The sequence below is a fragment of the Actinoallomurus spadix genome, from assembly GCF_024055725.1.
Taxonomy (GTDB): domain Bacteria; phylum Actinomycetota; class Actinomycetes; order Streptosporangiales; family Streptosporangiaceae; genus Actinoallomurus; species Actinoallomurus spadix.
Genome location: NZ_JAMXMX010000017.1, coordinates 58928 through 80343, shown reverse-complemented (window position 1 = coordinate 80343; position 21416 = coordinate 58928). Strand labels below are relative to the sequence as shown.

17 protein-coding genes are annotated in these 21416 nt (G+C 70.4%); 13 read left to right on the top strand and 4 right to left on the bottom strand.

Features of this window, described 5'->3' with window-relative positions:
* Nucleotides 1-261 precede the first annotated feature (261 nt).
* Genes NE235_RS24260 through NE235_RS24250 form a run of 3 tightly spaced genes read left to right on the top strand, consistent with a single transcriptional unit; the run spans nucleotide 262 to nucleotide 5430 of the window.
* Nucleotides 262-2268: an alpha-1,4-glucan--maltose-1-phosphate maltosyltransferase gene (locus NE235_RS24260; protein ID WP_252806805.1), complete on the top strand. Its 2007-nt coding sequence runs from the start codon at nucleotides 262-264 to the stop codon at nucleotides 2266-2268.
* Complete coding sequence (treS, locus tag NE235_RS24255) at nucleotides 2265-4004, top strand: maltose alpha-D-glucosyltransferase (protein ID WP_406567630.1); 1740 nt, start codon at nucleotides 2265-2267, stop codon at nucleotides 4002-4004. The genes NE235_RS24260 and treS overlap by 4 nt, the downstream gene beginning before the upstream one ends.
* 46 nt (nucleotides 4005-4050) lie before the next feature.
* On the top strand, nucleotides 4051-5430 hold the full coding sequence (locus NE235_RS24250; RefSeq protein ID WP_252806959.1) for a maltokinase N-terminal cap-like domain-containing protein: 1380 nt from the start codon (nucleotides 4051-4053) through the stop codon (nucleotides 5428-5430).
* A gap of 7 nt (nucleotides 5431-5437) precedes the next feature.
* Here the strand turns inward: NE235_RS24250 and NE235_RS24245 are convergent, their stop codons facing one another.
* Entirely contained in the window at nucleotides 5438-5656 is a 219-nt protein-coding gene (locus NE235_RS24245; RefSeq protein ID WP_252806801.1) for a hypothetical protein, read from the bottom strand.
* Nucleotides 5657-5770: 114 nt separating this feature from the next.
* On the opposite strand from NE235_RS24245, the gene NE235_RS24240 reads away from it, so the two are divergent.
* The 3 genes from NE235_RS24240 to NE235_RS24230 all read left to right on the top strand — a co-directional run bounded on the left by NE235_RS24240 (nucleotide 5771) and on the right by NE235_RS24230 (nucleotide 10901).
* Complete coding sequence (locus NE235_RS24240; RefSeq protein WP_252806799.1) at nucleotides 5771-6529, top strand: GntR family transcriptional regulator; 759 nt, start codon at nucleotides 5771-5773, stop codon at nucleotides 6527-6529.
* Between the two features lie 93 nt (nucleotides 6530-6622).
* Nucleotides 6623-8821, top strand: coding sequence for a 1,4-alpha-glucan branching protein GlgB (gene glgB / locus NE235_RS24235; RefSeq protein WP_252806797.1), 2199 nt, complete (start codon nucleotides 6623-6625; stop codon nucleotides 8819-8821).
* A 151-nt stretch (nucleotides 8822-8972) separates the two neighbouring features.
* Nucleotides 8973-10901 (top strand): Xaa-Pro dipeptidyl-peptidase, encoded by a 1929-nt coding sequence (locus tag NE235_RS24230; RefSeq protein WP_252806795.1) that lies wholly within the window; start codon nucleotides 8973-8975, stop codon nucleotides 10899-10901.
* A gap of 95 nt (nucleotides 10902-10996) precedes the next feature.
* On the opposite strand, the gene NE235_RS24225 is transcribed toward NE235_RS24230, so the two are convergent.
* On the bottom strand, nucleotides 10997-11905 hold the full coding sequence (locus tag NE235_RS24225) for a LysR family transcriptional regulator (RefSeq protein ID WP_252806793.1): 909 nt from the start codon (nucleotides 11903-11905) through the stop codon (nucleotides 10997-10999).
* 129 nt (nucleotides 11906-12034) lie between these two features.
* On the opposite strand from NE235_RS24225, the gene NE235_RS24220 reads away from it, so the two are divergent.
* Nucleotides 12035-12760, top strand: coding sequence for an SDR family oxidoreductase (locus NE235_RS24220; RefSeq protein WP_252806792.1), 726 nt, complete (start codon nucleotides 12035-12037; stop codon nucleotides 12758-12760).
* A gap of 72 nt (nucleotides 12761-12832) precedes the next feature.
* Here the strand turns inward: NE235_RS24220 and NE235_RS24215 are convergent, their stop codons facing one another.
* Complete coding sequence (locus NE235_RS24215; RefSeq protein WP_252806791.1) at nucleotides 12833-13252, bottom strand: PIN domain-containing protein; 420 nt, start codon at nucleotides 13250-13252, stop codon at nucleotides 12833-12835.
* A 155-nt stretch (nucleotides 13253-13407) separates the two neighbouring features.
* Here NE235_RS24215 and NE235_RS24210 point away from each other — a divergent pair, with 155 nt between their 5' ends.
* On the top strand, nucleotides 13408-14583 hold the full coding sequence (locus NE235_RS24210) for an RNA-guided endonuclease InsQ/TnpB family protein (protein WP_252806790.1): 1176 nt from the start codon (nucleotides 13408-13410) through the stop codon (nucleotides 14581-14583).
* Nucleotides 14584-14611: 28 nt separating this feature from the next.
* Nucleotides 14612-15334: an SDR family oxidoreductase gene (locus tag NE235_RS24205; RefSeq protein WP_252806789.1), complete on the top strand. Its 723-nt coding sequence runs from the start codon at nucleotides 14612-14614 to the stop codon at nucleotides 15332-15334.
* A 9-nt stretch (nucleotides 15335-15343) separates the two neighbouring features.
* Here the strand turns inward: NE235_RS24205 and NE235_RS24200 are convergent, their stop codons facing one another.
* Nucleotides 15344-16183: an NUDIX domain-containing protein gene (locus NE235_RS24200; RefSeq protein ID WP_252806788.1), complete on the bottom strand. Its 840-nt coding sequence runs from the start codon at nucleotides 16181-16183 to the stop codon at nucleotides 15344-15346.
* A 41-nt stretch (nucleotides 16184-16224) separates the two neighbouring features.
* On the opposite strand from NE235_RS24200, the gene sppA reads away from it, so the two are divergent.
* The 4 genes from sppA to NE235_RS24180 all read left to right on the top strand — a co-directional run bounded on the left by sppA (nucleotide 16225) and on the right by NE235_RS24180 (nucleotide 21412).
* Nucleotides 16225-17925 carry a signal peptide peptidase SppA gene (gene sppA, locus NE235_RS24195; protein WP_252806787.1) on the top strand — a complete coding sequence of 567 codons (1701 nt, stop codon included), beginning with the start codon at nucleotides 16225-16227 and terminating at the stop codon, nucleotides 17923-17925.
* A gap of 49 nt (nucleotides 17926-17974) precedes the next feature.
* Nucleotides 17975-18460: a flavin reductase family protein gene (locus tag NE235_RS24190; protein ID WP_252806785.1), complete on the top strand. Its 486-nt coding sequence runs from the start codon at nucleotides 17975-17977 to the stop codon at nucleotides 18458-18460.
* 270 nt (nucleotides 18461-18730) lie between these two features.
* Nucleotides 18731-21292 (top strand): class III lanthionine synthetase LanKC, encoded by a 2562-nt coding sequence (lanKC, locus tag NE235_RS24185; protein WP_252806783.1) that lies wholly within the window; start codon nucleotides 18731-18733, stop codon nucleotides 21290-21292.
* Between the two features lie 6 nt (nucleotides 21293-21298).
* Entirely contained in the window at nucleotides 21299-21412 is a 114-nt protein-coding gene (locus NE235_RS24180) for a SapB/AmfS family lanthipeptide (RefSeq protein ID WP_252806780.1), read from the top strand.
* Nucleotides 21413-21416: the final 4 nt, after the last annotated feature.

Here is a 21416-nt window from a genome sequence, read left to right as displayed (position 1 = left end):
GAGTACGCGTCACACCCGGCGCCTCACGCGCGGCGATGAAAGAATCCGAGCGCGGACGGAGGTCGGCGCGGGCGGTCACCGAACGCGGCGATTCCGGGCGTTCGAATCCCGTTTCACACCCACAAAACCGGCAACGGAGACGTTATGCGCCAACCCACGCCGAGCACCCCCACCCCCTCCGGCGGCAGCGACCCTCAAGAAAGATCAGAGCTTTCCGAAGAACAGGGTGATCGCGGATCCGCGTCTGTACGCTCGCCTGCGATGATCGGACGCATTCCCATTCTCGACGTGCAGCCAGTGATCGACTGCGGACGCTGGCCCGCCAAGGCCGTTCCCGGCGAGGAGTTCGAGGTCGGCGCCACCGTGTTCCGCGAGGGACACGAGAGGCTCGGCGCCGCCGTCGTGCTGCGGGATCCGGAGGGCCGGGTCGGGCCGCTCGCCCGCATGTCCGAGGTCACCCCCGGCACCGACCGGTACGCCGCGCGGGTGGCCCCGGCCACGACCGGGCTGTGGCACTTCCGGGTCGAGGCGTGGGGCGATCCGATCGCGCACTGGCACCACGACGCGGGCATCAAGATCCCCCGCGGGCAGGACACCGAGCTGATGCTCGAGGAGGGCGCCCGGCTGTTCGAGCGGGCGGCGGCCGGACTGCCCAAGGGCAAGGTCGGCGTGCCGAAGAAGCGGGCCGCGCTGACCGCGCTGGCCCGTACGCTCCGGGACCGGACGATCCCGCCGATGACGCGGTTCGAGGCGGCGGAGGCACCGGAGATCCGCGAGATCCTCGACGCGCATCCGCTGCGCGAGCACGTGACCACCTCGGAGTGGCATCCGCTGGTGGTGCACCGGGAGCGGGCGCTGTTCGGATCCTGGTACGAGTTCTTCCCCCGGTCGGAGGGCGCGACGTACGACCCGATGGGCCGCCGTGCGCCGCAGTCGGGAACGTTCCGAACGGCGATGCGGCGGCTCCCCGCCATCGCCGAGATGGGCTTCGACGTCGTCTACCTGCCGCCGGTCCACCCGATCGGCCGGCAGTTCCGCAAGGGCCCGAACAACACCCTGCACGCCGAGCCGCACGATCCCGGCTCGCCGTGGGCGATCGGCTCGGAGGACGGCGGCCACGACGCCATCCACCCCGAACTTGGAACGTTCGAGGACTTCGACGCCTTCGTCGCCCGTACCCGTGAGCTGGGCATGGAGGTCGCGCTCGACCTGGCGCTGCAGTGCTCGCCGGACCACCCGTGGGTCCAGAAACATCCCGAGTGGTTCACCACGCGGGCCGACGGGTCCATCGCGTACGCGGAGAACCCGCCGAAGAAGTACCAGGACATCTATCCGCTGAACTTCGACAACGACCCCGAAGGAATCTACGAGGAGGTCGAGCGGGTCGTCCGGCACTGGATGGCGCACGGCGTCCGGATCTTCCGGGTGGACAACCCGCACACCAAGCCGGTGGCGTTCTGGGAGCGGCTGCTCGGCAGCATCGCCGCGACCGACCCGGACGTGCTGTTCCTCGCCGAGGCGTTCACCCGTCCGGCGATGATGCACACCCTCGGCAAGATCGGCTTCCACCAGTCCTACACCTACTTCACCTGGCGCAACAGCAAGGACGAACTGGAGGAGTACCTCCGGGAGCTGTCCGGCGCCGCGGCCGCCTACATGCGGCCGAACTTCTTCGTCAACACGCCCGACATCCTCCACGAGTACCTGCAGCACGGCGGGCCGCCGGCGTTCGCGATCCGCGCCGTCCTCGCCGCGACGCTGTCGCCCACCTGGGGGGTCTACTCGGGCTACGAGCTGTACGAGAACACCCCCGTACGGCCGGGCAGCGAGGAGTACCGCGACTCGGAGAAGTACCAGTACCGGCCGCGGGACTGGGAGGCGGCCGAGCGTGAGGGGCGCAGCCTGGCGCCGTTCATCGAGACGCTGAACTCCGTCCGGCGAGCGCATCCTGCGTTGCACAGGCTGCGTGACCTACGATTCCACCATGTCGACCAGCCGGAGCTGATCTGCTACTCCAAACGCGTGCCGGACGGCCCCGACCGCCTCGGAGACGTCGTGCTGGTCGTCGTGAATCTCAATCCACATCAGGTTCGCGAGGCGACGGTCCATCTCGACCTGCCCGCGCTCGGACTCGACTGGTCGGACGAGTTCGTCGTCACCGACGAGCTCTCCGGCGAGTCGTATCACTGGCGGCAGGCGAACTACGTACGCCTTGACCCCCACACCCGGCCTGCCCACATCTTCACGGTCTCGAGAGGCGAGAGTTGACGCAGTTGGATCCCCTACCCGGAGTCGGCCCCGTCGAGCCGGTTCCCGACACGTTCACGCGTGAGACGCCCAACGAGCCTCACTGGTACAAGAACTGTGTTTTCTACGAGGTTCTGATCCGAGGCTTCTACGACTCAACAGGTGACGGCACCGGTGACATCCGGGGGCTCACCCAGAAGCTGGACTACCTGCAGTGGCTCGGCATCGACTGCATCTGGTTGCTGCCGATCTACGAGTCGCCGCTGCGCGACGGCGGGTACGACATCAGCGACTTCATGAAGATCCTCCCGGAGTTCGGCGACCTCGGCGACTTCGTCGAGCTGGTGGAGGAGGCGCACAAGCGCGGCATCCGCGTCATCGCCGACCTGGTCATGAACCACACGAGCGACCAGCACCCGTGGTTCAAGGCGTCCCAGGAGGACCCCGACGGGCCGTTCGGTGACTTCTACGTGTGGTCCGACACGGACGAGGCGTACAAGGACGCCCGGATCATCTTCGTGGACACCGAGACGTCGAACTGGACGTACGACCCGGTGCGCGGCCAGTACTACTGGCACCGGTTCTTCAACCACCAGCCGGACCTGAACTTCGACAACCCCGCGGTGCAGGACGCCATGCTGGAGGTCCTGCGGTTCTGGCTGGACCTCGGCATCGACGGGTTCCGCCTGGACGCCGTGCCCTACCTGTACGAGCGGGAGGGCACGAACTGCGAGAACCTCAAGGAGACCCACGACTACCTCAAGCGGGTCCGGGCCGAGGTCGACCGGTTGTACCCCGACCGGGTGCTGCTGGCCGAGGCGAACCAGTGGCCCGCCGACGTCGTGGAGTACTTCGGCGACCCGGCCACGGGCGGCGACGAGTGCCACATGGCGTTCCACTTCCCGGTCATGCCGCGCATCTTCATGGCGGTCCGGCGGGAACAGCGCTACCCCATCTCCGAGATCATGGCGCAGACGCCGAAGATCCCGGAGAACGCCCAGTGGGGCATCTTCCTCCGCAACCACGACGAGCTGACGCTCGAGATGGTGACGGACGAAGAGCGCGACTACATGTACTCGGAGTACGCCAAGGACCCGCGGATGAAGGCCAACATCGGCATCCGCCGGCGCCTGGCGCCGCTCCTGGACAACGACCGCAACCAGCTGGAGCTGTTCACCGCCCTGCTGCTGTCGCTGCCCGGTTCGCCCGTCATCTACTACGGTGACGAGATCGGCATGGGCGACAACATCTGGCTGGGCGACCGCGACGGCGTGCGGACGCCCATGCAGTGGACCCCGGACCGCAACGCCGGCTTCTCCTCCTGCGACCCGGCGCGGCTGTACCTCCCGGTCATCATGGACCCGATCTACGGGTACCAGGCGATCAATGTGGAGTCGCAGCAGAACAACACCGGGTCGCTCCTGCACTGGACGCGCAAGATGATCGAGATCCGCAAGCGGCATCCGGTCTTCGGCGTCGGCGACTACACCGAGCTGACCGCCTCGAACCCGAGCGTGCTGGCGTTCGTACGGGAGTACGGTCAAGATCGCGTGTTGTGCGTCAACAACCTCTCGCGCTTCCCGCAGCCGGTCGAGCTCGACCTGCGGCGGTTCGAGGGGGCCAACCCCGTCGAGTGCATGGGAGGAGTGCAATTCCCCACGATTGGGGAGCTCCCGTATCTTCTGACGCTTCCTGGGCATGGTTTCTATTGGTTCCTCCTGTCCCCGAGCCCCGGGGGTGATGGCGAAGCGCCATGACGCACAAACAGGAGGCACAGGCGAGGTGACATAGTCAGTGCTGTTGATGGAACGACTCGACGACCTGTTGGTGGAGTGGCTTCCGCGCCAGCGGTGGTTCGCGGGCAAGGATCGGAGGATCGACGGCATATCCGTCGTCTCGGACACCGAACTCGTCGAGGGCGATCCGTCGCTGCACCATGTGATCATCGCCGTGCACCAGGGCGAGAGCACCGATCGATACCAGGTGCCCCTGGGTGTTCGCAGCGAGCTGCCCGGCCGACTCAAGTACGCCGTGATCGGGCAGCTCGGCAACGGATCATGCGTCTACGACGCGGTCCACGACCCTCAGCTGACCCGGGTCTGGCTGGAGAACATGGCCGGCAACGTCGACGTCGGCCCGCTGACGTTCCGGTCCATCACCGGCATCGACCCCGGCCTGCCCAGCTTCGCCAGCCCGGCGGAGCAGAGCAACACCTCGCTCATCTACGGCGACGCCTACATCTGCAAGCTCTTCCGCCGCCTCACCCCCGGCATCAACCCCGACCTCGAGGTCAGCATCGGCCTCGCCCGCGCCGGCAGCAAGCACGTCCCCGAGCTGTACGGCTGGTTCTCCAGCGACCTCGGCGGCACGCTGTCCACGCTGGCGATGATGTCGGAGTTCCTGCGCAGCGGGACCGACGGCTGGCAACTCGCCGGCACCAGCGTCCGTGACCTGTACGCCGAGGCCGACCTGCGCGCCGACGAGGTCGGCGGCGACTTCGCCGCCGAGGCCGAACGCCTCGGCGCGGCGACCGCCGACGTCCACCGCGACCTGGCCGCCGCGTTCGGCACCGGGGAGATGACGCCCGCCGAGATCCGCGCGGTCGCCGACCGGATGCACACCCGCCTCTGCGAGACGTGCGAGGTCGTCCCGCAGCTCACGCCGTACGCCGGGCGGCTCACCGACGCCTTCGACGCGCTGGCCGAGCTGGACGAGCCGCTCCTCGTGCAGCGCGTCCACGGGGACTACCACCTCGGCCAGGTCATGCGGACCGACTCCGGCTGGATGCTGCTGGACTTCGAGGGCGAGCCCGCCAAGTCCCTGGAGGAGCGCCGGGCGCCCGCCCATCCGCTCCGCGACGTCGCCGGGATGCTGCGCTCGTTCGACTACGCGGCCCGTCACCTCCTCATCAACGGGCAGACCTTCCGCGGCGACCGCGACCAGCTGGAGTACCGCGCCCAGGAGTGGGCGGACCGGAACCGCTCCGCCTTCTGCCGCGGGTACGCCGAGGCCGGCGGCATCGACCCGGCCGCGCACGAGGTGATCCTGCGGGCCTTCGAGTTCGACAAGGCCGTCTACGAGGTCATGTACGAGGCGCGGAACCGGCCCTCCTGGCTGCCGATCCCGCTGGGGTCGATCGCCGCCCTCAGCGTCCGCCCGGAGTCCGGCTACCTGGCCTCCTGACGAACGGTCATCCCGCGCCCTCGCCGGGACGCTCCTGCTCGGCCAGAAGCAGCCGGAGCGTCTCCGGCGCCTCGGCGGCCACGGTCATCGCCTGACCGGCTCGGATCTGCTGGTCGGTGAGGCTGCCCGCACGGGTCGCGTACCAGTGCCCCGCGTCGCTGCGCCAGACGATCCAGCCGGGGAACTTGCTCTCTAACGTGGCCTTGGTAGCGGCGAAATCCGCCATATTGCCCCTTCGCGCTGGAAACTCCACCTTCTGTATACGAAAGTGGGTCTGATAGCTGAAGGTGTCAACCCGCGCGTAAGCGGAACGTCTCCCCACGGCCATGAGGAGGGCAAGGTGGCGATCCCCCCCGCTTACGCCCGCATCGCCGGCGAGCTCCGCGACCTGATCCGCGACGGCACCTACCCGCCCGGCTCCCGGCTGCCCACGATCAGCCGGCTGTCCGCGTCGTACGGCGTCTCGGAGATCGTCGTCCGCCAGGCGTTCTCCTTACTCCGCTCCGAGGGGCTGATCGAGACCCGCCGTGGCGGCGGCACGCTCGTCCGCGCCCGCCCGCCCGCGCGCCGGCTGGCCATGGAGCGGTACCGCGCCGAGACGGACCCGGGCACGACGCCCGCCACGTCCTTCACCGTCGACCACCACATCACCTGGCGGGACTACCGGCTGGACCGGTCCTACTCCCGGCGGCGCGCCGACGAGGACCTGGCGGCCCTGTTCGCGCTCGAACCGGGGACTCCGCTGCTCCGGCGTCACTTCGTCTTCTGGGCGCGCGGCGAACCCCAGCAGATCTCCACCAACTACCTGCCCTGGAGCCTGGTGGCCGGGACGCCCGTGGCCGACCCGGACCGCGAACCGTGGCCGGGCGGCACCCCCGCGCAGCTCGCCTACCTGGGACATCCCGCGACCCGCGTCGAAGAGTCCGTACGGTCGCGGATGCCGACCCCGGAGGAGGCCGCGACGCTGCGCATGGCGCCGGGCGTGCCGGTGCTCACCATCACCCGGCGGATGCTGTCCGGCGACCAGGTCCTGGAGGTCTGCCGGGACATCGTCCTGCCCGCGGACCGCGTCGTCCTCGACTACGCGCTCGACCTTTGAGCGGATCTCAAGATCCGGACCCCCCGAGGATTAGGCGACGCTCGTCGGGCAGGCTTAGGAGGAGCGTGCACACAAGAACATCCGAGGAGCGTCATGGCGCGGGTCACCAACGACGAGATCGACCGGCTGATCGGCGGAGATCACCACGACCCCCACAGCGTGCTCGGCGCCCATCCCGGGCGCGACGGCGTCACCGTCCGCGCGTTGCGGCCGCTGGCCACCACGGTGGAGGTGATCCTTCCGGACGGCACCCGGCACCCGATGCGCCACGTGCACGAGGGTGTCTTCGCGGTGACCCTGCCGACCGGCACCGCCCTGGCCGGTGACGAGCCCCAGGCGGTACCGGACTACCGGCTGGCGGTGGCGTACGACGGGCCCGAGGTGATCCAGGACGACCCGTACCGGCACCTGCCGACCCTCGGCGAACTCGACCTGCACCTGATCGGCGAAGGCCGGCACGAAGAGCTGTGGAAGGTCCTCGGCGCGCACACCCGCACGTACGCCTCGGTCCTCGGCGCGGTCTCCGGCACCTCCTTCGCGGTCTGGGCCCCGAACGCCCGCGGCGTGCGGGTCATCGGCGACTTCAACCACTGGGACGGCCGGGCCCACCCGATGCGCTCGCTCGGCTCCTCGGGCGTCTGGGAGCTGTTCGTCCCTGATGTCGGCGACGGCACGAACTACAAGTTCGAGATCCTCGGCGCCGACCGGATCTGGCGGCGCAAGGCCGACCCGATGGCGCGGTACGCCGAGCGGCCGCCCGCCACCGCCTCCACCGTCTTCACCTCCTCCTACGAATGGGATGACGACGAGTGGATGACGCGCCGCAAGTCCTACGACGCGCTGCACTCGCCGATGAGCACGTACGAGGTCCACCTCGGCTCCTGGCGCGCCGACCTGGGCTACCGCGAACTCGCCGACCAGCTCGTCGGCTACGTCACCGAGATGGGCTTCACCCACGTGGAGTTCCTGCCGGTCGCGGAGCACCCGTTCGGCGGCTCGTGGGGCTACCAGGTGACCTCCTACTACGCGCCGACCTCCCGGTTCGGGAACCCCGACGACTTCCGCCACCTCGTCGACCGGCTCCACCAAGCCGGCATCGGTGTGATCATCGACTGGGTGCCGGGCCACTTCCCCAAGGACGAGTGGGCCCTGGCCCGCTTCGACGGAACCCCGCTGTACGAGCACGCCGACCCGCGCCGCGGCGAGCAGAAGGACTGGGGCACCCTCATCTTCGACTTCGGCCGCGCCGAGGTCCGCAACTTCCTGGTCGCCAACGCCAACTACTGGCTGGAGGAGTTCCACGTCGACGGGCTCCGCGTCGACGCCGTCGCCTCGATGCTGTACCTGGACTACTCCCGCGCCGAGGGCGAGTGGACGCCGAACATCTACGGCGGCCGGGAGAACCTCGAGGCGATCGACTTCCTCAAAGAGATGAACGCCACCGCGTACAAGCGCTCCCCCGGCATCGTGACGATCGCCGAGGAGTCCACCGCCTGGCCCGGCGTCTCCCGCCCCACCCACCTCGGCGGGCTCGGATTCGGGTTCAAGTGGAACATGGGCTGGATGCACGACACGCTGGCCTACCTCCAGCGGGACCCGCTGTACCGCGGCTACCACCACCACGAGATCACGTTCTCGATGGTCTACGCCTACTCGGAGAACTACGTGCTGCCGCTGTCGCACGACGAGGTCGTGCACGGCAAGGGCTCCCTGCTGGGCAAGATGCCCGGCGACGAGTGGCAGCGGTTCGCCAACCTGCGGGCCCTGCTGGCGTTCATGTGGGCGCACCCGGGCAAGCAGCTGCTGTTCATGGGCCAGGAGTTCGGCCAGGGCGCCGAGTGGGCCGAGTCCCGCTCCCTCGACTGGTGGCTGCTGGACGAGGCCGAGGACAACTTCCACGTCGGCGTACGCAGCCTGGTCCGCGACCTCAACCACACCTACACCGCCTCGCCCCAGCTGTGGACCATGGACACCGACCCGGCGGGCTTCCGCTGGATCTCCGCCGACGACGTCGCGGGCAACGTCATCTCCTTCCTGCGCTACGGGCCGGACGGCGCGCCGCTCGCCTGCGTCGTCAACTTCTCCGGTGTCCCGCACGAGAACTACCGGCTCGGCCTGCCCCGCGCGGGCCGCTGGCGCGAGGTGGTCAACACCGACGCGTACGAGTACGGCGGCAGCGGCGTCGGCAACCTCGGCGCCGTCGAGGCGGTCGACGAGCCCAGCCACGGGCTGCCCGCGTCCGCCTGCCTGCGCGTGCCCCCGCTCGGCGCCCTCTGGCTCGCCCCGGAATGATCGCCTTCCGCCCCTGACGCCCGTTGTGGCCGTGTCCCCCACACGGCCATGATGGGGCGGCGCCGACGATCACCGGGCCACATGTGGCAATGATGTTGTGGCAGAGCCGTGCGGTGCGAGAGATTTCGCGCGCAACCTCAGGAGGTAGCGCGTGCGGATCTCAGCACGGCGAGGAGCTCTCGCCTCAATCGCGGTCGCGGCCGCCCTCACGGCGACCGGCGCACCCGCCGCCCACGCGGCGAAGAAGCCGACGATCAAAGTGGCGGACGGCGTCACCCAGCCCGTCTTCTCGTACGGGAACGCCATCCGGGAATTCGTCCGGGTGCAGTCGAGCGTCGACTCCGACGGTGACGGCAAGAAGGACCTCATCCGGGTCGACATCGTCCGGCCCCGCGAGACCGACGCCGGACTCAAGGTGCCGGCGATCATCGACGAGAGCCCGTACTACGACAATCTCGGCCGCGGCAACGAGGGCGAGCGCAAGACCTACGACGCGAACGGCGATCCGGTCAAGTTCCCGCTGTTCTACGACAACTACTTCGTGCCGCGCGGCTACGCGGTCCTGAACGTCGACATGGACGGCACCACCAGGTCCGACGGCTGCCCCACCTCCGGCGGCGCCTCGGACGTGCTCGGCGGCAAGGCCGTCATCGACTGGCTGGGCGGCCGGGCCAAGGCCTTCGACGCCCAGGGCAGGCCGGTCAAGGCCACGTGGTCCACCGGCCACGCCGGCATGATCGGCAAGTCCTACGACGGGACCCTCGCCAACGGCGTCGCGGCCACCGGCGTCAAGGGCCTCGACACCATCGTGCCGATCTCCGCGATCAGCTCCTGGTACGACTACAGCCGCGTGAACGGCGTGATCTGGTTCAAGGGCGAGGAGGACGGCCTCGCCCAGGTGGTCGACACCGACCCGCCCGCCAAGTGCGCCGCCGTCCGGCAGCGCCTCGCCCAGGGCCAGGACGACGCCACCGGGAACGACAACGCCTTCTGGAACGAACGCGACTACCGAACCGGTCCCATCGCCGACGCGAGGCGGGTGCACGCCAGCGTCTTCGCGATCCACGGGCTCAACGACCTGAACGTCAAGCCCAGCCAGTTCTCCACCTGGTGGGCGGCGCTGGCCGAGCGTGGAGTGCCGCGCAAGGTGTGGCTGTCCCAGTACGGCCACGTCGACCCGTTCGACTTCCGCCGCGACGTCTGGGTCGACACCCTGCACCAGTGGTTCGACCACTGGCTCTGGAAACTGCCGAACGGCATCATGAAGCAACCGCGCGCGGACATCGAGACCGGCCCCGACCAGTGGGCCACCCAGTCCGACTGGCCCGCGCCGCACACCCGGCGGCTCAGCCTCCACCCCCAGGCCGGCGGCGGCCTCGGCCTCACGGCCGGCACCGGCACCGGTTCGTACAGCGACACCAAGCAGACCGAGGACGACACCGTCTCCGACCCCACGACGGCGAAGCCCTACCGGCTGGCCTACACGACCCCGCCGCTGAAGACCGACGTCCGGCTCTCCGGCACGCCGGAGGTCAGCCTGAAGATCAAGCTCGACGGGCCGACGGCCAACCTCGGCGCGCTGCTCGTCGACTACGGCACCGACACCCGGGTGAACTACCTGGGCGCCGGATCGGGCGTGAAGACGCTGACCACCGAGGACTGCCACGGTGACAGCACGGCCGGCGACGACGCCTGCTACCGGAAGGTCGTCACGGACACCGTGACCTCCGACGTCAACGTGGTGACCCGCGGCTACCTCGACGCGCAGAACCGCGCGTCCCTCAGCCACCCGTCACCGCTCACGCCGGGCAGGACCTACACGGTCCGCTGGGACACCCTGCCGCAGGACTACCGCTTCAAGGCCGGGCACCGGCTCGCCCTGATCCTCATCGGCACCGACGCCGACACCCAGGACGACGACGCCACCGGCGCCGCCGTCACGGTCGACCTGGCCGGCAGCCGGATCACCCTCCCGGTGATCATCGGCGGCTCGTCGTCCGCGCCGTCCTTCTCCGCCCAGCAGAAGTGGCGCGGCCCGACCCACGTCATGCTCCCCAGGCAGCCCCGCCAGTTCCGCTGATCCGAACCGGAAGCGGGCCCCGGGACGTGCTCGTCCCGGGGCCCGCTCACGTACGACCGTCTTCAGCCGAGAACGTCCTCGATGGAATAGCCGGCTCAGCCTTGTACAGGCCGGAGCAGCGAGAGGTTGCTGCGGACCTGGTGGGCGAGCAGGTCGGCGAAGGCGGCGGTGAGGGGGTCCGGGCGGATTCGGCCGTAGGCGCTGAGAACGCGGCGGATCGGGGGGTCGGGGCGGAGCAGGAGACCGTCGAAACCGGGCGGGAGGATGTTCGCCGGGACCAGGGCGGGGCCGAGACCGGCGGCGGCCAGGAGGGGCACGGCGGCGGTCTGCTCGGCGCGGATCGCGACCTGGGCCTGGAAGCCGGCCCGGGCGCAGACTCGGTCGAAGAGGTCCGCGAGGCCGTTCCCGGGCGCGTAGTGGACCCAGGCCCGGCCGGCGAGGGAGTCCAGCGCGATGCTCCCGCTCGTCTCGCCGGCCAGTGGGTCGTCGGCCGCCACGACGACGACGAACTCCTCGGTGCCGAGTTCGCGTACGGGACCTTCCCAGCCCGGTGGTGTCGGGCCGACGGCGAGGTCCGCCTGCCCGGTGCTCATCGCGGCCTGCAGCTCGTCGGCGTGCGGGTATTCGCGGAGGCGGACGCGTACGCCCGGATGGCGCTCCCGCCAGCCGCGCAGGACGGGCGGCAGGACGCCCAGGCTGACCGAGTAGACGGTGGCCACTTCGAGCTCTCCGCTCTCCAGACCCGCCGTGCGGCGGGCCGCCGAACGGAGGCGCTCGGCGTCGGCGAGCGCGGCGCGGGCGTGCGGCAGCACCGAGCGGCCCAGCGGTGTCAGCCGGACCGACCTCGGGAGGCGCTCGAGCAGGGGGCCGCCGAGGTCGCGTTCGAGTGCCCGGATCTGGTGGGACAGGGCGGGCTGGGTGACGTGGAGCGACTCGGCGGCCCGGGTGAAGGAGCCCGTGTCGACCACCGTGACGAGGTACTCGAACTGCCGGAGCGTCGCCATGAAGAAATATTATCGCTCGGTCAGAAGACAAGCATTGGACTTATGGCAGGCCGGCGACGAGTGTTGATGGCGGTCGCCCGGCGTCATGGGTGGGGCGACCGTCATCCGACCACTCGTGGAGGAATCGTCATGTCGAACACCACCGCGCTCGCCGGGCAGCGGCTCGTCGTCATCGGTGCGGGGTCCCACACCGGGCGCCGGATCGCGCAGGCCGCGTCGGCCGCCGGGGCCGACCTCGTACTGGCCGGTCCCGATCCCCGCAAGCTCGAATGGACCGCCGGTGAGCTCGCCGGTTCGGCTCAGGTGATCCCCCTGGACATCACCGATGAGGGGTCGATCGCCGGGCTCGCCAAGGAGACGGGCCGTTTCGACCATCTGGTGTCCACGGCCGCGGTGCCCGCCAACGGGCCGCTGGCCGGTCTGGACCTCGCCGCGGTTCAGCGGGCGTTCGCGGCGAAGGTGATCGGCCCGCTGTTCCTCGCCAAGCACCTCGCCGGGCAGGTCAACGAGGGCGGGTCGTTCACCTTCTTCTCCGGGGTGGCCGCCTGGCGCCCGTCCCCGGAACGGACCGTGATGGCCACGACCAACGGTGCCCTGGCGTTCCTGGTGCAGGCGCTCGCCGTGGAGATCGCGCCGATCCGCGTGAACGCCGTCTCGCCCGGCATCGTCGACAGCGGCGCGTGGGACCGGCTGGGCGCCGACAAGGAGGCGTTCCTTCGCGGGGTGGCGGAGCGGAACCCGGCCCGCAGGGTCGGCACCGCCGACGATCTGGTGCAGGCCGTCCTGTTCGCCATCGGCAACCCGTTCGTCACCGGCACGGTGCTGCACGTCGACGGTGGCGGCAGGCTCGTCTGAACGGTCCCTCGGCCGATACCGCTCGTCCGATCGAACGTCATGACGGCTCATCGCTCCACCTGATCACGAAGATCAGGGGAGGCGGCCCAGGAGCCAGCCGGGGCCGACGACCGAGGCGCCCGCAGCCTCGGCGCGGCGCCGCAACTCGCGGTCGGCGGTGACGACGGTGCGCGTCTCCCCCGCCTCGGGGGCGGCCAGCCGGGCGATCGTGTCGTCGCCGCTGCCGGGAGCCTCGACGACGCGCACGCCGGGCACGCTGGGGACGCCCCGGGCGGCGCCTTCGATGACCAGGACGATCTCGGGACGGGCGGGGCCGAAACCCGCTCCCGGCAGTCCCTCCACCGCGCCGAGGCGGGCGAGCCGGTCACGCAGACGCGTCGCCGCACCGGTCCGGTCGCGCCACCAGCCGTCGGGCGTGGCGCCCACGACGTTCGCCCCGTCGACGATCAGGACCGGTCTCCGGGGCGCCTGGTCCGAGCACTGCTCCGTCATCTGAATCCTCCGAGGAGACCCCGCCCTTCAAGGCGGGGAGAAATCGGACCCCTGCAGGGCAGGGCAAGGATCAACCGGATCGCCGTCACGGCGATCCGGCGTCCACACCGGAAAACCCGCGGGCGGTCACACACTGACGTTATAGTCCACTGATTGTGACGACCCCCCGTGCGAAGCGTGCGTTCAAGTACCGCTTCTATCCGACCGATGCGCAGGCAGCGGAGCTGTTGCGCACGTTCGGGTGCGTACGGAAGGTCTACAACCTCGCGCTGGCGGCCCGCAGCCAGGCGTGGACGTCGCGCCGCGAAAGCCTCACCTGCAACGACACTTCGGCGATGCTGACGGCGTGGGAGAAGACCGAGGACCTTGCCTTCTTGAACGAGGTGTCCTCGGTTCCGCTGCAGCAGGTGCTGCGGCATCTGCAGACGGCGTTCACGAACTTCTTCGCCAAGCGGGCGGGGTATCCGCGGTTCAAGGCGAAGAAGAAGTCCCGCACGTCCGCCGAATACACCCGCAGCGGATTCCGGTACCGGGACGGGAAGCTGACTCTCGCCAAGATGACCGAACCGCTGAACATCGTGTGGTCGAGGCCTTTGCCCGAGGGCGCCAGGCCCTCGACGGTGACGGTGTCTCAGGATGCGGCGGGGCGCTGGTTCGTGTCCCTGCTGTGCGAAGACTCCGGCATCCGGCCGCTTCCCGCGAACGGCGCCGCGGTCGGGATCGATGCCGGGCTGGAGCATCTGCTGACCTTGTCCACCGGGGAGAAGATCACCAACCCCCGGTATGAGCGCCGCGACCGGGCCCGCCTGGCCCGCGCGCAACGGGAATTGTCGCGCAAGGCCAAGGGGGATGGGGCCAACCGGGCCAGGGCGCGGCGTCGGGTCGCCCGGATCCACGCGCGGATCACCGACCGGCGCCGCGACATGCTGCACAAGCTCACCACTCGACTCCTCCGCGATAACCAAGTGGTCGTGATCGAGGACCTGACCGTCCGGAACATGCTGAAGAACCACGCGCTGGCCCGCGCCATCTCCGACGCGGCGTGGAGTGAGTTCCGGCGCATGCTGGAGTACAAAGCGGCGTGGTACGGCCGTGAGGTGATCGTGGTCGACCGCTGGTTCCCCTCCTCCAAACTGTGCTCGGCCTGCGGCACCATGGCCGAGGCGATGCCTCTTGACGTCCGCGCCTGGACGTGTGGCTGCGGCGCGATCCATGATCGGGACGTGAACGCGGCGAAGAACCTTTTGGCCGCCGGGCTGGCGGTGTCGGCCTGTGGAGCCGGTGTAAGACCCACCACCACCCCGGAGCCCAAGCGGCGGGATTTGACTTAGAGCGCGCTCTAAAGGTTTTGATCATCAAATGGCGTCCAAACTGGCCCTGGTGACCGGGGCGAACAAGGGCATCGGATACGAGATCGCTCGCGGGCTGGCACAGCATGACTGCGCCGTACTGGTGGCCGCTCGTGATCGGACACGAGGTGAGGAGGCCGTCGCCGCGCTGAGCGCCGACGGCGGTGAGTTCCACTACGTGCGGGTCGACGTGACGGACCAATCGTCGATCGCGGAGGCGGCGCGCTGGATCGAGGAACGCTTCGGCCGGCTCGACATCCTGGTGAACAACGCCGGCATCACCGACAGCCCCGTTCCGGTCCCGCCGAGCGGGACGGACGTGCCGGCGATGCGGGCCGTGTACGAGACCAACGTGTTCGGGGTCGTGGCGGTGACCAACGCGCTGCTGCCGCTGCTGAGGCGTTCCCCCGCGGGGCGGATCGTCAACGTCTCGAGCCGGTTGGCGTCGATCAGCGCGCACGCGGCCCCGGACTCGACGGTGCCGTCCTACCTCGCGTACGGGTCGTCGAAGTCGGCGCTGAACGCGATCACGGTCCAGTACGGCAAGGAGCTGCGGGACACTCCGATCAAGGTGAACGCCTGCGAGCCCGGGTACACCGCCACCGACCTCAACGGGCATCGGGGCGTCCGCACGCCGGCGCAGAGCGCGAAGGTCGCCATCGACCTGGCGCTGCTGGGCGAGGACGGGCCCACGTGCGGTAACTTCGACGAGAACGGCCCGCTGCCCTGGTGAGGAGAACGCTCAGGAGAGCAGGCCGAGCAGCCAGCGCGGGCCGGCGACCGTCGCGCCCGCCTCCTCGGCGCGGCGGCGCAACGCGGTGTCGCCGGTGACGACGACGCGGTGCTCGTCCGGAGCCCGTGGCGCGACGAGGCGGGCGAGCCCCTCCGCGCCGTCCCGTACGGCGACGACCCGCACGCCGGTGCCGTCCTCCCCCTGGACGGGATCGGTGTCCTCGGCGGCGAGGACGATCTCGGGGTAGGACAGGTCGGCGACGGTGCCGGGGAGGTTCTCGATCGGGCCGATGGCGGCCAGCCGGTCGCGCCATCGAACGAGACGGTCCGCGCCTCCGCCGCCCATTCCTCCGCCGTCCGTACCGTCGAGGGCCGCGGCGTGGACGACGAGGACCGGCCGGACCAGCGCCGCGCGAAGCCGGGACCAGCCATCGGCGAACGCCGGGAAGAGCCTCCTGCCGGGCACCTCGTCGACGTGGACCCAGTCGACGGCCGCCGTCTCGAACGACGCCCGGCGGACGTCGGGCCGTTCGGCGACGGACGCGATCACCGTCTCGTACGACCAGCCGCCGTGGTGCTCGCCGATCAGGCCGTGGACCCGCACGACGGACGGGTCGAGCGTGCTCTCCTCACCGGCCTCGCGCAGCGCGCCGGTGACCGCGTCCTCGTGACTGTGCCGCGCGCCGCCGAGGATCCCCCAGGTGCCGCCGCCGATGGAGAGGAGGGCGCGTTTCTGCAGGAGCACATGCGGCTCGGGCGCCAGGTGGTACAGGAGCAGACCGGCGGCGCCGTGGCGTCCCCAGTGCCGATGACCGGCGTCACACGTCACCCAGCCGTCCCCATCGCCCATACCGGTGAGGGTAACCGGCGGGGCGGCATAGGGTTGGGCGCATGGTGGATGCCGGAGCAGTGGTCGACCTCCTGAAGGACGCGCGGGAGCGGCGCACCGCCCCCCTGATACTCGAGCTGGACCTGACCGACGGGCTCATCGACGGGCCGCCCGCCGACCCGGTGTCCGCGGTGATCTCGATGCGCCGGGCCCATCTGCGGGACGTGCTGGGCGGGCTGCGGAAAGGCCGTTCGGACCCCCGTGTGAAGGCACTCGTCGTGCGGATCGGCGGTAACCGGATCGGCCTTGCGGTGGCCCAGGAGCTCCGGGCGGCCGTCCAGGCGTTCCGGGACGCCGGGAAGCTGACGGTGGCGTGGGCCGAGTCCTTCGGCGAGACCGGCCGCGGGACGGTCCCCTACTACCTGGCGACCGCGTTCGAGCGCATCTACCTGCAGCCGTCCGGGGACCTGGCGCTGACCGGCGTGGCCCTGGAGGAGCCGTTCTTCAACGAGGCCCTCGAGAAGGCCGGGATCACGCCGCGCTTCGCCAAGCGGCACGAGTACAAGACGGCCGCGAACACCTTCATGGAACGCTCGTACACCCCCGAGCATCGGGAGATGTCCGATCGGATCGTCTCCTCCATCGGCGAGCAGCTGGTGGCGGGTGTGGCCGCCGGGCGCGGGCTGCCGGAGGACCGCGTCCGCGAGCTGATCGACCGGGCGCCGCTCCTGGGTCCGGAGGCCCTTGAGGCCGGGCTGGTCGACCGGCTCGCCTACCGTGACGAGGTCTACGCCGAGGTACGCGCCGCGGCGGGCGCGGAGGCCCGGCTGCGCTACGTCGCCCGGTACAACCGGGCCCAGGGGGTGAGCAAGCGGATCCCCCGCCCCCAGCAGGACGTCATCGCGCTGATCCAGGGGCATGGGCAGATCCGGCTGGGCCGGAGCGGCCGCAGTCTCCTGCCGGGGCAGAGCGCGTCGATCGGCTCGGACACGATCGCGGCGGCGTTCCGCGCGGCGGCCGGAGACGACAAGGTCAAGGCGATCGTGTTCCGGATCGACAGCCCCGGCGGTTCGTACGTCGCCTCGGACACCATCTGGCGCGAGGTGATCCTCGCCCGCGAGGCCGGCAAGCCCGTCGTCGTGTCGATGGGCAACGTCGCCGCCTCGGGCGGCTACTTCGTTGCGGCTCCCGCCGACACGATCGTGGCGCAGCCGGGCACGCTGACCGGCTCGATCGGGGTCGTCTTCGGCAAGCCGGTCGTCGGTGACCTGCTCGACCGGCTCGGCATCGGGCTCGGCAGCGCGGAACACGGCGCGCACGCCCGGATGTACGCGCCGACGCGTGACTTCACCGACGAGGAGTGGTCACGGGTCAACACGTTCCTCGACCGGGTCTACGACGACTTCGTCGGCAAGGTCGCCGAGGGCCGGGGGCTGTCTCCGGAGCGCGTCCACGACCTGGCCCGGGGACGGGTGTGGACGGGCGCCGACGCCCACGAGCGCGGCCTGGTCGACGAGCTCGGCGGGCTGTCCTACGCGGTCGAGCTGGCGAGGAAGAAGGCCGGGCTGGCCGCCGACGCGCCGGTGCGGTCCTACCCGCGCGTCTCGCCCCTCGACCGCCTGCGCCCGGCCGAGTCCAGCGACGACCGTACGGCCGCGAGCGCGCGCGTCGACGCGTGGGGACCGCTCACCGGGGTCGCCACGCGGCTGGGCCTGCCCTCCGGCGGCCCGCTGCTGCTGCCGGGCTCCTGGGAGATCCGCTGATGGGCGCCTGCCGGACGCCCGTGCCGGCCGGGCCTACCGGGGCGTGACGGTGGGCGAGGTGACGCCGGCCGACTTCACCGAGGCGCTGGCGGCGTTCGCGACCGGAGTCGTGGTCGTGACCGTCCGGGACGGGCGCGACGACATCGGCACGACGCTGACCGCCTTCGGCTCGGTCTCCCTCGATCCGCCGATGGTCCTGATCGGCGTCGGCACCGGTTCGTATCTCGGCGAGGTGCTGCATCGGTGCGACCGCTGGGCCGTGACGGTGCTGTCCTCGGCTCAGCGGGTGCTCGCCGGCCGGTTCGCGGCGACGGGCCGGCCGAGTGCCCGGCTGCTCATCGCCGGGGAGCCCCACCATCGGGGCCCGAGCTCCGAGGCGCTGGTGATCGAGGGGGGATCGGCCGCCCTGGAGTGCGAGACCCGGCAGCGCGTCCCGGCGGGTGACCACGTCCTCTTCATCGCGGAGGTCCTGGCGATCGACTACGTCGACGCCGCACGGCCGCCGCTGATCCGCGTCAACCGCCGATACCGCTGACGGGAACGTTCACCGCCGGCCGCACCGCCCGGCCGGTGCCTCGGCCGCGCACGGATACCGCCGGGTAGCCATTCCCGGAAAGGCATCTATCTGGGTAGATGTCCCGCAGGGCGACTTATCCTCTTTCACTGCCCCATGTCGCCATAGGACATGTTCACGAGTCATTCGTGATACTTGTCCCTAGGCGACCCATCGAGCACCCTGCCATTCTTCTTCTCGTAACGCCCGGGATTCCCCCGACCGGCCCACTCCCGAGCAGAGGACGCAGCGGTGGAAAAGCAGTACGAGCTGTATTGCCAGAAAGACAGGCTCTTCTATGACGTCATGGACGGTCAGGAGCGCCCGGCTTTCGCCATCGCCGACGAGCCCCTTCCCGAGGGATGGCAGCGGATCCGCCGCAGCGAATGGCTGGTCTACGTCCCGCCGGCTCAGGAGATCCCGCAACAGGGCTGGAAGATACACGTGGCGGCGTGTCACGAGAACGCCGAAGACGTGCTCGTACGGGTCCGAGACTACTGCGTTCCCAGGACGATCTCCTTCAAGCACCTGCGTAGCGCCGACGTCCTTTTGATGCGTAACGCCAAATACGCGGGACGCGGCGGAAGCGGGAAACTCGTCACCATTTATCCGCGAGACGAGGCCGAACTCGAGCAGATCCTGCGTGAACTCGGCGAACTCCTCGCCGGCGAGCCCGGCCCGTACATCCTCACCGACCTGCGGATCGGGAACGGCCCGCTGTACGTACGCTACGGCGGCTTCGCCGAGCGCCACTGCAAGGACGAGGACGGACGGCTCGTCTCCGCCATCGAGGACGGCGAGGGACGGCTCGTGCCCGACCGCCGTGACCCGGTCTTCCGGATACCGGACTGGGTGACCGTACCCGGCTTCCTGCGACCGCACCTCGACGCCCGCAACGCGGTGACGATGGCCGGCCTGCCGTACCGGGTGACCGAGGCACTGCACTTCTCCAACGGCGGCGGCGTCTACGCCGCCGAGGACACCCGGACCGGTGAACGCGTCGTGCTCAAAGAGGGCCGGCCGTACGCCGGGCTGGCGGCCGACGGCGCCGACGCGGTGACCCGGCTCCGCCGTGAGCGCGACATGCTCCGGCGCCTCGCCGGCATCGACGGCGTCCCCCGGGTGCACGACTACTTCACCCTCGGCGACCACGAATTCCTGGCCCAGGAGTTCATCGAGGGACGGCCGCTCAACACCTTCTTCGCCGAGCGGCACCCCCTGCTCGACCCCGAACCCGATCCGGGCCGGGTCGCCGAGTACACGGCATGGGCGCTCAAGGTCTACGAGGGCACCGAACGTGTCGTCGAGGCCGTGCACGCCCGCGGGGTCGTCTTCAACGACCTGCACATGTTCAACATCATGGTGCGCCCCGACGACGGCGTCGCGCTGATCGACTTCGAGACGGCGGCACCGGCCGCCGACGAGGGCCGGCAGATCCTCGCCAACCCGGGATTCCTGGCTCCACCGGACCGCAGAGGGACCGCGGTCGACGACTACTGCCTCGCGTGCCTGAAACTCGCGCTGTTCGCGCCGCTGACCACGATCCTCCAGCTCGACCGTACGAAGGCCGCCCACCTCGCCGAGGTGATCGCCGAGCGGTTCCCGCTGCCGGAGGGCTACCTCGAGTCCGCCGTGGCCGAGATCTCCCGCGACGTCGCCACGGGAACCCGGCTCGTGGGGACGGTCCCCGCACTGCGCCCCGATCGGGCCGGCTGGGAGGAGACGCGCTCGGCGCTCGGCAGGGCCATCCTGGCCAGTGCCACGCCGCACCGTGACGACCGGCTCTTCCCCGGCGACATCCAGCAGTTCGGCGGTGCCGCCCTCGGCCTGGCGTACGGCGCGGCGGGCGTGCTCTACGCCCTGGACGTCACCGGATGCCCGGTCGAACACACGGACTGGCTGATCGAGCACGCCACCGCCCCGCCGCCCGGCACCGGCCTCGGACTGTACGACGGCCTGTACGGCGCCGCGTACACGCTGGCCCACCTCGGTCACCTCGATGCCGCCGGCAAGGTCGTCGACATCTGCCTCGGCGAACGGTGGGAGCGCCTCGGCACCGACCTGTACGGCGGGCTGCCGGGTATCGCGCTCACGCTGGAGCATCTCGCCGGGCCGCTGGAGACACCGGACCTCCGGGACGCCGCGGCGCGGGCGGCCCAATTGGTCGCCGACCAGGTGGTCACGGCGACCGGGGCACCGTCCCGTCCCGGGCTGCTGCGCGGCATGGCGGGCCCCGCGCTGATGTTCGTCCGGTTCTACGAACGGACCGGCGACCCGAACCTTCTCGACCTGGCCGCGACGGCCATCCGGCTGGACCTCCAGCGGTGCGTGACCGACAAGAACGGCGCACTGCACGTCGACGAGGGATCGCGCATCCTGCCGTACCTCGGCCGCGGCAGCGTGGGGATCGGTCTCGTCATCGACGACTACCTCGCGCACCGGGAGGACGAGCGGTTCCGCGAGGCCCGCGAGGCGATCGGCCTCGCCGCCCGGTCCGTCTACTACGCCCAGGCCGGGCTGTTCAGCGGGCGCGCGGGAATGCTGCTCCACCTCGCCCGGCTGGGCGACCCGCGGGCGGCGGCGCACATCCGCGACCTGGCCTGGCACGCCGTCCCGTACCAGGGCGGTCTGGCCTTCATCGGCGAGAACCTGCTCCGGCTCTCGATGGACCTGGGCACCGGGACCGCCGGCGTCCTGCTCGCGCTCGGCGCGGCACTGCACGACCGGCCGGTCCACCTGCCGTTCCTGGCGGCACCAGAGCAACCCGCGAGAACCCTCGCGGGTGTCGGAGACACGACCACGGTGAGGAGGTGAAACACGATGACGCTTCTCGACATGCAGGGCATGGAGTCCACCCCGGGTGGTGGCGGCGAGACGAACAGCAGCCTGAGCCTGCTGTGCCACAGCTCGCACAGCATCACGATCTGCCTCTGATGAC

Excerpts from the sequence above, each read along its gene's own strand:
- glgB (WP_252806797.1), top strand. The coding sequence starts at position 6,623 with ATGGCGCGGGTCACCAACGACGAGATCGACCGGCTGATCGGCGGAGAT.
- NE235_RS24180 (WP_252806780.1), top strand. The coding sequence starts at position 21,299 with ATGACGCTTCTCGACATGCAGGGCATGGAGTCCACCCCGGGTGGTGGC.
- NE235_RS24250 (WP_252806959.1), top strand. The coding sequence starts at position 4,051 with ATGGAACGACTCGACGACCTGTTGGTGGAGTGGCTTCCGCGCCAGCGG.
- NE235_RS24220 (WP_252806792.1), top strand. The coding sequence starts at position 12,035 with ATGTCGAACACCACCGCGCTCGCCGGGCAGCGGCTCGTCGTCATCGGT.
- NE235_RS24225 (WP_252806793.1), bottom strand. The coding sequence starts at position 11,905 with ATGGCGACGCTCCGGCAGTTCGAGTACCTCGTCACGGTGGTCGACACG.
- sppA (WP_252806787.1), top strand. The coding sequence starts at position 16,225 with ATGGTGGATGCCGGAGCAGTGGTCGACCTCCTGAAGGACGCGCGGGAG.
- NE235_RS24245 (WP_252806801.1), bottom strand. The coding sequence starts at position 5,656 with ATGGCGGATTTCGCCGCTACCAAGGCCACGTTAGAGAGCAAGTTCCCC.
- NE235_RS24200 (WP_252806788.1), bottom strand. The coding sequence starts at position 16,183 with ATGGGCGATGGGGACGGCTGGGTGACGTGTGACGCCGGTCATCGGCAC.
- NE235_RS24215 (WP_252806791.1), bottom strand. The coding sequence starts at position 13,252 with ATGACGGAGCAGTGCTCGGACCAGGCGCCCCGGAGACCGGTCCTGATC.
- NE235_RS24260 (WP_252806805.1), top strand. The coding sequence starts at position 262 with ATGATCGGACGCATTCCCATTCTCGACGTGCAGCCAGTGATCGACTGC.
- NE235_RS24205 (WP_252806789.1), top strand. The coding sequence starts at position 14,612 with ATGGCGTCCAAACTGGCCCTGGTGACCGGGGCGAACAAGGGCATCGGA.